At 70.2% G+C, this 13,616-nt stretch carries 14 protein-coding genes and 1 pseudogene; 7 read left to right on the top strand and 8 right to left on the bottom strand.

The genetic code is table 11. The features are described from left to right. From AOJ26_RS20395 to AOJ26_RS43890, 4 genes and pseudogenes are all read left to right on the top strand, one after another. Window positions 1–303 (top strand): annotated as a pseudogene (locus tag AOJ26_RS20395) (metal-binding protein); the annotation flags it as partial. Then, the gene (locus AOJ26_RS20400; protein ID WP_053849762.1) at window positions 300–719 is read left to right on the top strand and encodes an NUDIX hydrolase; all 420 of its coding nucleotides are present in this window, start codon (window positions 300–302) and stop codon (window positions 717–719) included. The pseudogene AOJ26_RS20395 and the gene AOJ26_RS20400, both read left to right, overlap by 4 nt. 292 nt (window positions 720–1,011) lie before the next feature. Further along, the gene (locus AOJ26_RS20405; RefSeq protein WP_053849763.1) at window positions 1,012–1,848 is read left to right on the top strand and encodes a hypothetical protein; all 837 of its coding nucleotides are present in this window, start codon (window positions 1,012–1,014) and stop codon (window positions 1,846–1,848) included. 98 nt (window positions 1,849–1,946) lie between these two features. Then, window positions 1,947–2,123: a hypothetical protein gene (locus tag AOJ26_RS43890; RefSeq protein WP_179200355.1), complete on the top strand. Its 177-nt coding sequence runs from the start codon at window positions 1,947–1,949 to the stop codon at window positions 2,121–2,123. 36 nt (window positions 2,124–2,159) lie between these two features. Here the strand turns inward: AOJ26_RS43890 and AOJ26_RS20410 are convergent, their stop codons facing one another. Next, window positions 2,160–2,522 (bottom strand): metal-sensitive transcriptional regulator, encoded by a 363-nt coding sequence (locus AOJ26_RS20410; RefSeq protein ID WP_053849773.1) that lies wholly within the window; start codon window positions 2,520–2,522, stop codon window positions 2,160–2,162. 211 nt (window positions 2,523–2,733) lie between these two features. Between AOJ26_RS20410 and AOJ26_RS20415 the strand changes: the two genes are divergently transcribed. Together AOJ26_RS20415 and AOJ26_RS20420 are read left to right on the top strand one after the other, a co-directional pair. Then, on the top strand, window positions 2,734–3,354 hold the full coding sequence (locus tag AOJ26_RS20415) for a DUF47 domain-containing protein (RefSeq protein ID WP_053849764.1): 621 nt from the start codon (window positions 2,734–2,736) through the stop codon (window positions 3,352–3,354). 8 nt (window positions 3,355–3,362) lie between these two features. Then, the gene (locus AOJ26_RS20420) at window positions 3,363–4,361 is read left to right on the top strand and encodes an inorganic phosphate transporter (protein WP_053849765.1); all 999 of its coding nucleotides are present in this window, start codon (window positions 3,363–3,365) and stop codon (window positions 4,359–4,361) included. 104 nt (window positions 4,362–4,465) lie between these two features. On the opposite strand, the gene pstB is transcribed toward AOJ26_RS20420, so the two are convergent. The 4 genes from pstB to pstS form a co-directional block, all read right to left on the bottom strand. Then, on the bottom strand, window positions 4,466–5,242 hold the full coding sequence (gene pstB, locus AOJ26_RS20425) for a phosphate ABC transporter ATP-binding protein PstB (protein WP_053849766.1): 777 nt from the start codon (window positions 5,240–5,242) through the stop codon (window positions 4,466–4,468). Between the two features lie 38 nt (window positions 5,243–5,280). Then, window positions 5,281–6,342 carry a phosphate ABC transporter permease PstA gene (gene pstA / locus AOJ26_RS20430; RefSeq protein ID WP_053849767.1) on the bottom strand — a complete coding sequence of 354 codons (1,062 nt, stop codon included), beginning with the start codon at window positions 6,340–6,342 and terminating at the stop codon, window positions 5,281–5,283. Further along, window positions 6,339–7,343, bottom strand: coding sequence for a phosphate ABC transporter permease subunit PstC (gene pstC / locus AOJ26_RS20435; RefSeq protein ID WP_053849774.1), 1,005 nt, complete (start codon window positions 7,341–7,343; stop codon window positions 6,339–6,341). Before pstC ends, pstA begins: the two co-directional genes overlap by 4 nt. A 117-nt stretch (window positions 7,344–7,460) precedes the next feature. Next, complete coding sequence (gene pstS, locus AOJ26_RS20440) at window positions 7,461–8,585, bottom strand: phosphate ABC transporter substrate-binding protein PstS (RefSeq protein ID WP_053849768.1); 1,125 nt, start codon at window positions 8,583–8,585, stop codon at window positions 7,461–7,463. Between the two features lie 297 nt (window positions 8,586–8,882). On the opposite strand from pstS, the gene AOJ26_RS20445 reads away from it, so the two are divergent. Beyond that, complete coding sequence (locus AOJ26_RS20445) at window positions 8,883–10,424, top strand: FAD-binding oxidoreductase (protein WP_053849769.1); 1,542 nt, start codon at window positions 8,883–8,885, stop codon at window positions 10,422–10,424. A 3-nt stretch (window positions 10,425–10,427) separates the two neighbouring features. On the opposite strand, the gene AOJ26_RS20450 is transcribed toward AOJ26_RS20445, so the two are convergent. The 3 genes from AOJ26_RS20450 to AOJ26_RS20460 form a co-directional block, all read right to left on the bottom strand. Next, the gene (locus tag AOJ26_RS20450) at window positions 10,428–11,126 is read right to left on the bottom strand and encodes a phosphatase PAP2 family protein (protein ID WP_053849770.1); all 699 of its coding nucleotides are present in this window, start codon (window positions 11,124–11,126) and stop codon (window positions 10,428–10,430) included. Between the two features lie 169 nt (window positions 11,127–11,295). Beyond that, window positions 11,296–12,303 carry an NlpC/P60 family protein gene (locus AOJ26_RS20455; protein ID WP_234358623.1) on the bottom strand — a complete coding sequence of 336 codons (1,008 nt, stop codon included), beginning with the start codon at window positions 12,301–12,303 and terminating at the stop codon, window positions 11,296–11,298. 88 nt (window positions 12,304–12,391) lie between these two features. After that, entirely contained in the window at window positions 12,392–13,093 is a 702-nt protein-coding gene (locus AOJ26_RS20460; protein ID WP_078959978.1) for a trypsin-like serine peptidase, read from the bottom strand. Window positions 13,094–13,616 lie beyond the last annotated feature (523 nt).

Consider the following 13,616-nt stretch of genomic DNA (forward strand, 5'->3'; position numbering starts at 1 on the left):
TCCCCGCACCCCCAGGACACCCCCTGGCACCAGGTCCGCCTGCTGCTGCGCCTGCACCGGTACGCGCGCGAGGTCCTGACCTCCTCGGTGGACGTACGGCTGCTGACGGCGGGCCAGTGCCTGGACCGGCACCGGGACGCCTCGGAGGCGGCGGCAGCGGCGGCCCAGGCGGCCCGGACCCCCCGCATAGCCCCGGCCACCGCCTACGCCCTCGGTGTCCTGCACGCCGACCAGCGCCACGAGGTGGAGGCGGCCCGGTTCGCGTTCCAGCAGTGCTGGCAGAAGCAGGCGGTGAGTACGTGAACGATCCCGGTGACGGCGTCGACCCCGTCGTCCAGGCGGCCGGCTGCGTCCTGTGGCGCCGCTCGCCGATCGACGGCGATCTCGAGATCTGCCTGGTCCACAGGCCGAAGTACGACGACTGGTCGCACCCCAAGGGCAAGGTGAAGCGCGAGGAGGACGCCCTGGCCGCCGCGCTGCGCGAGGTCGGGGAGGAGACCGGCTACACCGCCGAGCCCGGGACCGAGCTGGGCAGCGTCCACTACATGGTGGGCGGCCGCCCCAAGCGGGTCCGTTACTGGGCGGCGGAGGCGACCGGGGGCCACTTCACCCCGAACGACGAGGTGGACCGCATCCTGTGGCTCTCGCCCGCCGCGGCCCGCAGCCGTCTGACGCAGTACCGCGACCGCACCCTGATCGACGAGCTGCTGCCGCTCTAGCCTCCGGCCGCGTGCCCCTCCGCGTCCGTCCGCGCCTGGCTGCGGGCTCTGCGCGCCGGTCCGCGCCACCCGCAGGTGCACCGGGCCAGGCAGAAGCGGCCCTGTTCCACCGTCTGCGTGTGGTGGGCCGGTCGGTCGGAGGGGGGTGCGGGGGTCCTGTCCTGCTGCGCCACTCCGACAACGTTACCCAGCTCGGGTAAACGCCCGGTATCCGCGTGACGGCCCCTCCCACCCGTCGTTAAGCGAACGACAGGCCGTCCTTGACGGGCACATCGGCTGGGGGTAGGCGGCGATGGCGGAGCGGCAGCAGAGGCAGGCCGGCGGGTCGGCCGTCGTCGCGGCGGTGCTCATGGCCTGCGCCGGTGCCGGCGGGTGCGCGGGAAGCGGCGCCGCCCTGGACGACGGGCGCGCGGCCGACCCGGTCGGGACCCTGCGCAGGGCCGCCGACACCCTGGTCGACGCGGGCAGTTCGAAGGCCCGTACGTCCATGGAGATGGCCACCGGCGGCACCCGGGTCACCATCCGCGGCGAGGGCGTGTACGACTACCGCGAGCGGCTCGGCAGGCTGAAGGTGCTGCTGCCGCAGGACCCGGCCGGCACCAGCGAGCACCGTCCGATCACCGAACTCCTCGCTCCCGGCGCCCTGTTCATGAAGAACCGGGGCGCGGGTGTGCCCGCCGACAAGTGGGTGCGGGTGGACACCGCGACCCTCTCCGACGGCAACCTCGTCACCGGCGGGGCCACCGATCCGCTGGTCGCCGCCGAGGTGCTGCGCGGGACCAGGACGGCGACGTACGTGGGCGCGACCGAGCTCGCGGGGACCGAGGTGCGGCACTACCGCGGCACGGCGGACCTCGCCGCCGCGGCCGAGGGCGCCGCCGGCGCCGACCGCGATGTCCTGGCCGCGGCAGCGAAAGGGTTCGCCACGGCCGCGGTCCCCTTCGACGTCTACCTCGACGACCAGGGCCGCATCCGCAAGGTGCGCCACCGCTTCAGCTTCGTCAACGGCCGGCCACAGGGGACTGTCGCGGTCGCCTCGACGACCCTGCTGTACGACTTCGGGACCGCCGCGGACGTACGTCTGCCGGCCGCCCGGGACATCTACGCGGGCAAGATCGCCGAGGGATGACCGCCCGGGCTGGGCGTCAAGGACTAGCCCGTCCGTGCCATGCGCGGTGTGTAGGCCGCTCCCTACTCTAGGAAGTCGGTGACGGCGGAGAAGAGGTGATGCGCGTGGCTCCGGTCGGCGGTACGGCGGTTCAGGACCACGTGGCCCTCGCCGAGATCGAACTGTGCGGAGAGCTGATCATCGCGGCGTCGGCCGCGGACGACCGGCTCAGCCTGGAGAGCATCGACGAGGTGCTGAGAGTGGCCGAGGAACGCGCGGACGCCCCCGGCAGGTGAGCCGGGGGCGTCCGTTCCGTCGCGAGGAAGGCCGGATCACGTCCGCAGCAGACGGCCGATCGCCTTCGTCGCCTCCTCGACCTTGGCGTCGATCTCGGCGCCGCCCTTGACGGCAGCGTCGGCGACGCAGTGCCGCAGGTGTTCCTCCAGGAGTTGCAGCGCGAAGGACTGCAGGGCCTTGGTGGAGGCGGACACCTGCGTGAGTATGTCGATGCAGTAGACGTCCTCGTCGACCATCCGCTGAAGGCCCCGGATCTGGCCCTCGATCCGGCGCAGCCGCTTGAGGTGCTCGTCCTTCTGCTTGTGGTAGCCGTGCGTGGCGGGCTCGTGGGACCCGTGGGGGCTGTTTTCCGCCACTGTCTCGGAGGGCGCCGTGGCGCCGGCCTCGGTCGTCGTCATCGCGTCCTCCACATCACGGCCACACCCTGAGGGAATCACATACCCCTCCTGGGTATATCGTACCGAAGTTTCCCGGGTATAGGGCCTGCGGACGGCCCCCGTGCCAACCACTGTGCCTGATGGGCGACACTGGGGGACGGCCCATTAGCCGTGGCCGGATGATGCACTTAGCATCAGCCTGACCGAAACCGATGCACCCCGAGGACCCCTTGTGCGCTTTCGTCTGACCCCCAGGGAGACGAGCTTCTACGACATGTTCGCCGCCTCCGCGGACAACATCGTCACAGGCTCCAAGCTCCTGATGGAACTGCTCGGGGCGGACGCCTCCGCCCGGGCCGAGATCGCAGAGCGTATGCGGGCCGCGGAACACGCCGGTGACGACGCCACGCACGCGATCTTCCACCAGTTGAACTCCTCCTTCATCACGCCGTTCGACCGCGAGGACATCTACAACCTGGCGTCCTCCCTCGACGACATCATGGACTTCATGGAGGAGGCCGTCGACCTGGTCGTCCTCTACAACGTCGAGGAACTCCCCAAGGGCGTCGAGCAGCAGATCGAGGTGCTCGCCCGGGCCGCCGAGCTCACGGCCGAGGCCATGCCGAACCTGCGGACCATGGAGAACCTCACCGAGTACTGGATCGAGGTCAACCGGCTGGAGAACCAGGCCGACCAGATCCACCGCAAGCTGCTCGCCATGCTGTTCAACGGCAAGTACGAGGCCATCGAGGTCCTCAAGCTCAAGCAGATCGTGGACGTCCTCGAAGAGGCCGCGGACGCGTTCGAGCACGTGGCGAACACGGTGGAGACCATCGCCGTCAAGGAGTCCTGAACCCTTCCATGGACACCTTCGCTCTGGTCGTGACCATCCTGGTCGCGCTCTTCTTCACGTACACGAACGGCTTCCACGACTCAGCGAACGCGATCGCGACCTCGGTGTCCACCCGGGCGCTGACCCCCCGGGCCGCGCTGGCCATGGCGGCGGTCATGAACCTCGCCGGCGCCTTCCTCGGCTCCGGGGTCGCCAAGACCGTCAGCGAGGGCCTGATCGAGACGCCGGAGGGCTCGAAGGGGATGGGCATCCTCTTCGCGGCCCTGGTCGGCGCGATCGTGTGGAACCTCATCACCTGGTACTTCGGGCTGCCCTCCTCGTCCTCGCACGCGCTGTTCGGGGGCATGGTGGGAGCCGCGCTGGCGGGCGGCACCGACGTGATCTGGCACGGTGTGCTCGACAAGGTCGTCATCCCGATGTTCATCTCGCCGGTCGTCGGCCTGGTCGCCGGTTACCTCGTGATGACGGCGATCATGTGGATCTTCCGGCGCGCCAACCCGCACAAGGCGAAGCGGGGTTTCCGGATCGCGCAGACCGTGTCCGCGGCCGGCATGGCCCTCGGCCACGGCCTCCAGGACGCCCAGAAGACCATGGGCATCGTGGTGATGGCCCTGGTGATCTCCGGACACGAGACGTACGGCGACCCGATCCCGGTCTGGGTGAAGATCGCCTGCGCCCTGATGCTGTCACTGGGCACGTACGCGGGCGGCTGGCGCATCATGCGCACCCTGGGCCGGAAGATCATCGAGCTCGATCCGCCGCAGGGTTTCGCGGCCGAGACGACGGGTGCGGCGATCATGTTCACCACCGCGTACCTGTTCAAGGCGCCGGTCTCCACGACCCACGTCATCACCTCCGCGATCATGGGTGTCGGCGCCACCAAGCGCGTCAACGCCGTCCGTTGGGGCGTCGCCAAGAACATCGTCCTCGGCTGGTTCATCACCATGCCGGCCGCGGCGATCGTGGCCGCGTGCGCCTTCGGGATCGTGAACCTGGCGTTCCTGTAGGGGCCGTACACGCGATCGGGCCCGCCCCCGGGATTCCGGGGGCGGGCCCTTCGTGTCCTCGCGGTGGCACCGCCATGCAGCACCGCGAGGGGTCATTGGCCGGCTCAGCCGAAGCGGCCGGAGATGTAGTCCTCCGTGGCCTGCACCGACGGGTTGGAGAAGATCCGCTCCGTCTCGTCGATCTCGATCAGCTTGCCGGGCTGCCCGACGGCGGCCAGGTTGAAGAAGGCCGTGCGGTCGGAGACCCGGGCCGCCTGCTGCATGTTGTGCGTCACGATGACGATCGTGAAGCGCTCCTTCAGCTCACCGATCAGGTCCTCGATGGCGAGCGTGGAGATCGGGTCCAGGGCCGAGCAGGGCTCGTCCATGAGCAGGACGTTGGGCTCCACCGCGATGGCGCGGGCGATGCACAGCCGCTGCTGCTGACCACCCGAGAGACCCGAACCCGGCTTGTTCAGACGGTCCTTGACCTCGTTCCAGAGGTTCGCGCCCTTGAGGGACTTCTCGACGATGTCCGTCAGCTCGGACTTCTTGTACGAGCCGTTCAGCCGCAGGCCCGCCGCCACGTTGTCGAAGATCGACATGGTGGGGAACGGGTTCGGGCGCTGGAAGACCATGCCCACCTCGCGGCGGACGGACACCGGGTCGATGCCCTGTCCGTACAGGTCCTCGTCGTCGAGGAGCACCTTGCCCTCGACGCGGCCGCCGGAGGTGACCTCGTGCATCCGGTTGAGCGTGCGCAGGAACGTCGACTTGCCGCAGCCGGAGGGGCCGATGAAGGCCGTCACCGAGCGGGGCTCGACGGTCATCGAGATGTCCTCGATCGCCTTGTGGGAGCCGTAGTAGGCGGTCAGACCGCTTACGTCGATTCGCTTGGCCATAACTACTTCACTTCCAGTCAGTCGCTGAGGAGGCCGCGTCAGCGACCGGTCTTCGGGGCCTTCCAGCGGGCGATGCCGCGGGCCACCAGGTTCAGGATCATCACGAAGGCGATCAGCGTCAGGGACGCCGCCCACGCGCGGTCGTACGCCGCACCGGCGCCCGCGCTGTTCGCGTACTGCTGGTAGATGTACAGCGGCAGCGACTGCTGGGCCCCTTCGAAGGGGTTGGCGTTGATGAGCGAGTTGCCCCACACCAGGAGCAGCACCGGCGCGGTCTCACCGGCGATACGGGCGATCGCGAGCATGATGCCGGTCGTGATGCCGCCGATGGAGGTCGGCAGGACCACCTTCAGGATCGTGCGCCACTTCGGGATGCCCAGCGCCAGGGACGCCTCGCGCAGCTCGTTCGGGACGAGCTTGAGCATCTCCTCGGTGGAGCGGACGACGACCGGCATCATCAGGATCGCCAGGGCGAGCGAGCCGGCGAAGCCGAAGGGCTGCATGTCGAACATCAGCATGATCGAGAGGATGAACAGACCTGCGACGATCGACGGGATGCCCGTCATGACGTCGACGAAGAAGGTGACGGCCCTGGCGAGCTTCCCGCGCCCGTACTCGACCAGGTAGATCGCGGTCAGCACACCGATCGGCGCCGCGATCACGGTGGCGAGACCGACCTGCTCCAGGCTGCCGAGGATGGCGTGGTAGATGCCGCCGCCCGGCTCGGAGTCGGCGACCAGGCCCATCGAGTGGGTCAGGAAGTAGAAGTCGAGGACCTTCACCCCGCGCGAGATCGTCGACCACACCAGGGAGACCAGCGGGACCACGGCGAGCAGGAAGGCGACCCAGACCAGCGCGGTGGCGACCCGGTCCTTGGCCTGCCGGCGGCCCTCCACGCGGGCGGCGACGGCGTACGTGCCGAGGACGAACAGCACCCCGGCGATCAGCGCCCACTGGATGCTGCTCTCCAGGCCGGCGGCCGCGCTGATGCCGAGCCCGAGGGCGACGGAGCCGGCGGCGACGGCGTACGGGGTCCACCGGGGGAGGCTGGCGCCGCGCAGGCTGCTCGGGCCCTTGTCGGTGATGACGGCGTTGCTCATGCGTTGGCCCCCGAGTACTCCTTGCGACGCGCGATGATCATGCGGGCCGCGCCGTTGACCAGCAGGGTGATGACGAAGAGGACGAGGCCGGAGGCGATCAGCGCGTCCCGGCCCAGCTCGCTGGCCTCACCGAACTTGCTGGCGATGTTCTGGGCGAAGGTGCCGCCGCCCGGGTCGAGCAGGCTGGCCTGGATGTCGAAGCTCGGCGAGAGCACCGTGGCCACGGCCATCGTCTCGCCGAGCGCGCGGCCGAGACCGAGCATCGAGGCGGAGATCACGCCGGAGCGGCCGAAGGGGATCACCGCCATGCGGATGACCTCCCAGCGGGTGGCGCCGAGCGCCAGGGCCGCCTCCTCGTGCATCTGCGGGACCTGGCGGAAGACCTCGCGGCTCACGTTGGTGATGATCGGCAGGATCATGATCGCGAGCAGGATGCCGACGGTGAGCATCGAGCGGGGGGCGCCGCCCTGCCACTGGAAGATGCCGGTCCAGCCGAGGTAGTCGTCGAGCCAGCCGTAGAGGCCGTTCATGTGCGGGACCAGGATCAGGGCGCCCCAGAGGCCGTAGACGATGGACGGCACGGCGGCGAGCAGGTCGATCACGTAGGCGATCGGGCCGCTCAGCCTGCGGGGGGCGTAGTGCGTGAGGAACAGCGCGATGGCGACGGCGATCGGGACGGCGATGGCCATCGCGATGACCGAGGAGACGATCGTGCCGAAGACCAGGACCGCGATGCCGAACTTCGGCGGGACGAGCTGGGTGTTCCACTCGAACGCGGTGAAGAAGTTCGCCTCGTCCTTGCTGATCGCGATGGAGGCGCGGTAGGTGAGGAAGCCGGCGATGGCGGCCATGATCACCAGCAGCAGGATGCCCGAGCCCCGGGAGAGTCCGAGGAAGATCCGGTCGCCGGGCCGGGTGGCGCCACGGGCCGCGCGCTTCTGTTCGGCCGGGGTCGGCTGGGAGATGGGTGGAGGTGTGTCTGTTATCTGTGTGGTGTCCATCGGGTTCTCCGGTCTGCTGAGCCGCACGCGGGGTGCGGCTCCTGGCGGCGGTGCACCGGACGGTGCGGTCCGGCCCGGACCCCCGGGACGGGGTCGGGGCCGGACCGCACGCTCAGGTCAGCTCAGGCCCTCGATGGTGGTGCGGACCTTGGCGATGATGTCGTCGGGGATCGGCGCGTAGTCGTTGTCCGCGAGGACCTTCTGGCCGTCCTCGGAGGCGGTGTAGCGCAGGAACGCCTTGGTGGCGGCCAGGGTGTCGGCCTTGTTGCCCTTGTCGCAGACGATCTCGTACGTCACCAGGACCATCGGGTAGGCACCCTCGGCCTTGGTCGCGTAGTTGAGCTTCAGCGCGAGGTCCGAGCCGGTGCCGACGACCTTGGCGTCGGCGATCGCCTTGGTGGCGTTCTCGACGGTCGGCTCGACCGGGGCGGAGGCGCCGGTGTCGATGCTGACCGGCGTGATGCCGTCCTTGGCGTAGGAGAGCTCGAAGTAGCCGATGGCGCCGTTGGTCTGCTTCACCTGCTGGGCGACACCGGAGGACTGCGCGGCGGACTGGCCGCCCTTGGCCTGCCAGGTCTTGCCGCCCTCGTAGGGCCAGTCGCTCTTGGCGGTGGCGATCAGGTATTTGGTGAAGTTGTCCGTGGTGCCGGAGTCGTCCGAGCGGTGGAACGCCTGGATCTTCAGGCTGGGCAGCTTGACGCCCGGGTTCAGCTTGGCGATCGCCGGGTCGTTCCAGTTGCTGATCTTGGCGTTGAAGATCTTGGCGATGGTGGGCGCGTCCAGCGTGAGCTTGTCGACACCGGAGATGTTGATGCCGAGGGCGATCGGGCCTCCGACCATCGGCAGGTCGATGCCCTGGCCGCCGGAGCAGACCTTCTTGGAGGCCGCGACCTCTTCGGGCTTCAGCGCGGAGTCGGAACCGGCGAAGGCGACCTGGCCGTTGGTGAACGCGGTGACGCCCGCGCCGGAACCGCCGCCCTTGTAGTTGATCTGCACACCGCAGGCCTGCGTGAACTGCTTGACCCAGGCGTCGATCGCGTTCTTCTGCGCGGAGGAGCCGTCGGCGAGCAGCTGGCCCTTGGCGTCGTCGCACTTGATGTTGCCGGCGGCCGCGGTGGCGGACGCGCCGCCGCCGCTGCTGTCGCTCGTGTCGTCGGAGCCGCACGCCGTGAGGGCCAGGGCGCCGGAGACGGCGAGAGCACCGAAGGCGAGGGCCCGCCGGTTCTTGCGCTGAAGCTTCACTTGAGTTCCTTCCGGGAGCCGCCGTCCTGAATCCGGCGGCGTGCGCGAAGTGTGGGAGACACGGATGCGCCTCGTAGGCGCATCACGCATCGCGTAAGGCCGAAATTAGGCAGATCAGGTGAAGGCGCTTATGGCCGGAAGTGAACGAGGGGTGAACCCCTGCGAAAGGTGCGGTGAGGTCACGGAACGCTTACGTCGAGGGCACGGTGTGATTCCGGAACGCACCAGGGAACCCTCACCACCCCAGTCCCGTCTCGTTCCACGGAAGCCGACGAGGCCGACGAAAGGCACGGAAACATGGAACGGCGTACGTTCATCGGAGGCGGCGCGGCCGCGGTCGCGGCGCTGGCCACGGCCGCCTGCGACAGCGGCGGCAAGGCCGACGCCGCACAGAGCACCTCCGGCCAGGCCCTCACCTCCCGTACGCCGACCGCGGCCGCCGCGAACTGGGCGGCCCTCGCCCGCGACCTGGACGGCCCCCTGCTGCGCCCCGGCGACGCGAACTGGTCGACCGCCCGGCAGCTCTACAACACCCGCTTCGACGCGCTGAAGCCGGCCGCGGTGGCGTACGTGGCGCACGCCGACGACATCCGCACCACGCTCGCCTATGCCCGCGCCCACGGCGTCCGGGTGGCGATCCGCAACGGCGGCCACTCCTACGCCGGCTGGTCCTCGGGAAACAACCGGCTGATCGTCGATGTCTCCAAGCTGAACCGGGTCCGCGCGAGCGGCGGCACCGCCGTGGTCGGCGCCGGCGCCAAGCTGATCGACGTCTACCGGGCGCTCACCGCGAAGGGCGTGACGATCCCCGCGGGCTCCTGCCCGACCGTCGGCGTCTCCGGTCTGGTCCTCGGCGGCGGTCACGGCGTGGCCTCCCGGGCCTACGGACTGACCTGCGACAGCCTCACCCAGGCCACCCTGATCACGGCCGACGGCAAGCAGCTCACCGCGAACGCGACCACGAACAAGGACCTCTTCTGGGCCCTGCGCGGCGCGGGCAACGGCAACTTCGGCGTGGTCACCGAACTGCACTTCAGGACCCACCCGGCCCCGCAGGGCGTGACCGCGTACGCGACCTGGCCGTGGTCGAAGGCCGCCGCCGTGGTGAAGGCCTGGCAGGAGTGGGGCCCCGGCCAGCCCGACGAGATCTGGTCGTCCTGCCACCTGGAGAACGGCGGCTCGCCCTCGGTGGCCGTCGCGGCCTTCTCGCTGGGCACCTACGGCGAGCTCCAGAACGCCCTCGACCGTCTCGCCGACCGGGTCGGCTCACCGGCCCGCAGCGTCACCCTCCGGCGGCACTCCTACGAGAGCGCGATGGAGGCGTACGCGGGCTGCTCGTCCTTCTCCACGGACGCCAAGTGCCATCTGCCCGGCTCCACCCCGAACCGCGATCCGCACGGCGCCCTCGGCCGGGAGACCTACGCGGCCCGCTCGGGCTTCTTCGACCGCTCGCTGTCCGCGGCCGGCATCCAGACCCTCCTGCGGCAGATCTCGGCGGCCCGCGGCGGCTCGGGCAGCATCGCCCTGACGGCGCTCGGCGGCGCGGTCAACCGCGTCTCGCCCACGGCCACCGCCTTCGTCCACCGCCGCTCCCGCATGCTGGCCCAGTACATAGCGTCCTGGCGGGCGGGCACGACGGGCACGACGGCCCAGTCCTGGCTGGCGGGCGCCCACGACGCGATGAAGCCCTACGCCTCGGGGGCGGCCTACCAGAACTACACGGACCCGACGCTGAAGGACTGGCGCAAGGCGTACTACGGCGACGCGGCGACAAAGCTCGCCAAGGTGAAGAAGGAGTACGACCCGCAGGGATTCTTCACGTTCCCCCAGGCGCTGTAGCGGCTAGGCCGCGAGGTCCCGCTCGGAGGCGGCGGCCTCCTGCCGGGCCCCGGGGATCACCGGGGCCCCCGCCCCGGTCCCTCGCGCGCGGATCAGCCACGCGCCTTTCGGGGAGCGTTCGACCGCCTTCAGCAGGGGCGTGAGGAGAGCCATCGCGAGCGGCGACAGCAGCAGGGCCACCGCCGTGCCGAGCGCGAACCCGCCGACGACGTCCGTCGGGTAGTGCACCCCCATGTACACCCGGCAGAAGCCCTCCAGCAGCGCCAGCGCGATGCCGACGAGCCCGAACTTCCGGTTGGCCACGAACAGCGCGACCGCCATCGCCATGGTGATGGTCGCGTGGTCGCTCACGAAGGAGTAGTCGGTCTTGCCGGACACCAGGACCTCGATGCCCTCGTGGGTCCGGAACGGCCGGGGCCGCTCGACGAACCCCCTTATGGGCACGTTCACCAGTACGGCCAGCGCGGCGGCGAGCGGCGCCCACACCAGCGCGGCCACCGAGGAGGCGGCGTCCTCACCGGCACGCCGGCGGCCCGCCCACCAGCACCCGAGGATGAGCAGCACCATGCCGAGCAGGATGCCGTACTCCCCGACGTACTCCATGACCCGGTCGAACCAGTGCGGGGCGTCCTTGGCCAGGCCGTTGATGTCGTACAGCAGGTCGACGTCGGGGTTCGACCCGGATTCGGCGAGAACAGCCATGGTGCTGCGGCCCCTTCGTCGTCTTTCCCGGCGTACCCATGTGCGCTCGGCTACGCCCTCAGGAACGCACGGCTCCCGTTAATACGTTCCACACTCCACTGAATGATCACGCAGACGTTATCGAAGAGAGACACATCGCCGCAGCTCAGGGGGTGGGTTTCACGCTCGGTCACACCGTGGTGGGCAACGCTTTCGCGCCATCCTCGGTGACCCGGGTGGCACCGAAGTACTCAGAAGTGTCGATCGGGTCGAACCGGATCACAGCACCCGTTCTCGGGGCGTCGATCATGTATCCGCCGCCCACATAAATCCCCACATGGTGGATGGCGCGCGAGTTGGTGAGGTCCTTGGAGAAGAACACCAGGTCCCCCGGCAGCAGTTCACTTCTGGCCGGATGCGGGCCCGCGTTGTACTGGTCGTTGGCCACCCGCGGCAGCGTGATGCCCACGCTCGCGTACGAGGCCTGCGTCAGCCCCGAGCAGTCGAAGCGGCCGCCCTGCGCGGCGGTTCCGGTCCCGCCCCACAGATAGGGCGTGCCGAGCTTCTTCTGCGCGTAGTAGATGGCGCCGGCGGCCTGCCGGGAGGGATCGACGCGGGTCGTGGGCGCCGCGAAGCTCTCCTCCAGGGTCGTGATGGTCTTCACGTAGTTCTGGGTCTCCTTGTACGGCGGCACGCCCCCGTACTTGATGACCGCGTAGGCGCCCGCGTTGTAGGAGGCGAGCATGTTCTCGGTGAGGTTGCCGGGGACGTCCTTCACGTAGGACGCGAGCGAGCAGTCGTAGGAAGCCGCCGACGGAATCGCGTCGTTGGGGTCCCAGACGTCCTTGTCGCCGTCACCGTCGCCGTCGATGCCGTGCGTGGCCCAGGTCCCCGGGATGAATTGCGCTATCCCCTGCGCCGCCGCGGCGCTCTGGGCCTTCGGGTTGAATCCGCTCTCCTGGTAGAGCTGGGCGGCGAGCAGGGCCGGGTTGATGGCGGGGCAGAGGTTGCCCCACTTCTGCACGAGGGGCTGGTACGCGGCGGGAACGGCCCCCTTGGCCAGGGCCCGGGTGGCTCCGCCCACCCCGCCCGCGAGGTTGCCCGCGACGACGTACACCCCCACGACGAGGAGCATCACGAAGCTGAGCCCCGCCCCGAGAGCGGCGCCCGCAACGAGCCACGCCTTACGCACCGTCAACCGCCCCTCGCCCGCTGGGAGTCCGCCCGCGCCAGTCTAGGAGCTTCCCCGAACCGAACCGGGGTACTCGGCGGGGTCGGCGCGAAGATCAGCAGATCGCGTCACGGTAGAGCGCGGCGGCCTCCGCCCCGAGCACCACGCTGTACGACACGTCGGCAGTCAGTCCGCCCTGCTCGTGCCCGCCCAGCACGCCCACGACCTGGCCGTCCCCGTTCACCCAGGGACTGCCGCTCGTACCGCCGGTGAAGCCGGGGCACTCGATCCGCTGCTGCGTACGGCTGTGCGCGGTCGGCTTGTTGGTGCAGCCGATCGGCACGTCACGGGAGGAGGGGTAGCCGATGACGGTGACGGCGGTGGCCCCGGTGGCGGTACCGGTCACGAACGGGTTCCCGCCGACGGCGTTCTGCACCGCCCCCTCCACCGTGGCGAAGGCGACGTCGCTGTCCTCGTCCTGCCCCTCGGCCCACCCCGCGGGCATGAACCGCTTCTGCACCCTCCATCTCCCGTACGGCGCCCTGCCGTCCCGGTACCCGGGCACGAACACGAGGTCGCCGCTGTCGTCGAGACAGTGCGCGGCGGTGACGATGAGATCCCGGTGCGGGCTGCGGACGACGGAGGCGGTGCAGTGGTGTTGCCCACCCGCGAACAGGGCGCCCACCCGGGCGTTCCCCGCACTCGCGGCGGCGACGGTCGTCACCCCGAAGGGCCCCGCCCCGTCGTCGGCGACCGCCTCGGAGGCCGAGGTGACGGTGAGCAGCACGGCGGCGGCGTGGAGAGCGAGACGTGGCATGCGCTTCACGGAAGCCAGCATTCCGCACGAAGGTGAGAATCACGTCAAGCCCGGCTCGGGGGAGCTCGACGCCCGGGGTCGCGAGCCGCAACACCGAGGCCCGGTCACGCACCGGCCGGGGGCCTGAGCCCTGCCACCCGGGGACGTGAGCCGCGACACCGAAGCCCGGTCACGCACCGGCCGGGAGCCTGAGCCCTGCCACCCGGAGGCGTGAGTCGCGACACCGAGGCCTGGTCACGCACCGGCCGGGGCGGCGGTGCGGCCCGGCCGTCCAGTTCCCACCCCCACCACCAGACGGTACGACCACGCAGAACCTGCACGCCGGGAGCCCGCACACACGTACGCCCGCCCCCTCGCCCGGCGAGCGTGTCGACCAAGTCCGGCACCGCACGTCCACCGCCCGCCACGCGACGCCAGACTGCCACCCGCCGCGGCCCACCCCGCCCAGTGCTCCCCCGCATACCCGGCCCGGCCACCCGGCTCCGCGCCCGGGCCGGGTATGCGGGGGAGCACTGGGCGGGGT

Source organism: Streptomyces sp. NRRL B-24085, assembly GCF_001282115.1.
Classification (GTDB): Bacteria; Actinomycetota; Actinomycetes; order Streptomycetales; family Streptomycetaceae; genus Streptomyces.

Coding starts and splice junctions, on each gene's coding strand:
- AOJ26_RS20450 (WP_053849770.1), bottom strand. CDS start 11,126: ATGGCTGTTCTCGCCGAATCCGGGTCGAACCCCGACGTCGACCTGCTG.
- pstC (WP_053849774.1), bottom strand. CDS start 7,343: ATGGACACCACACAGATAACAGACACACCTCCACCCATCTCCCAGCCG.
- AOJ26_RS20445 (WP_053849769.1), top strand. CDS start 8,883: ATGGAACGGCGTACGTTCATCGGAGGCGGCGCGGCCGCGGTCGCGGCG.
- pstB (WP_053849766.1), bottom strand. CDS start 5,242: ATGGCCAAGCGAATCGACGTAAGCGGTCTGACCGCCTACTACGGCTCC.
- AOJ26_RS43890 (WP_179200355.1), top strand. CDS start 1,947: ATGCGCGTGGCTCCGGTCGGCGGTACGGCGGTTCAGGACCACGTGGCC.
- AOJ26_RS20405 (WP_053849763.1), top strand. CDS start 1,012: ATGGCGGAGCGGCAGCAGAGGCAGGCCGGCGGGTCGGCCGTCGTCGCG.
- AOJ26_RS20460 (WP_078959978.1), bottom strand. CDS start 13,093: ATGCCACGTCTCGCTCTCCACGCCGCCGCCGTGCTGCTCACCGTCACC.
- AOJ26_RS20420 (WP_053849765.1), top strand. CDS start 3,363: ATGGACACCTTCGCTCTGGTCGTGACCATCCTGGTCGCGCTCTTCTTC.
- AOJ26_RS20410 (WP_053849773.1), bottom strand. CDS start 2,522: ATGACGACGACCGAGGCCGGCGCCACGGCGCCCTCCGAGACAGTGGCG.
- pstA (WP_053849767.1), bottom strand. CDS start 6,342: ATGAGCAACGCCGTCATCACCGACAAGGGCCCGAGCAGCCTGCGCGGC.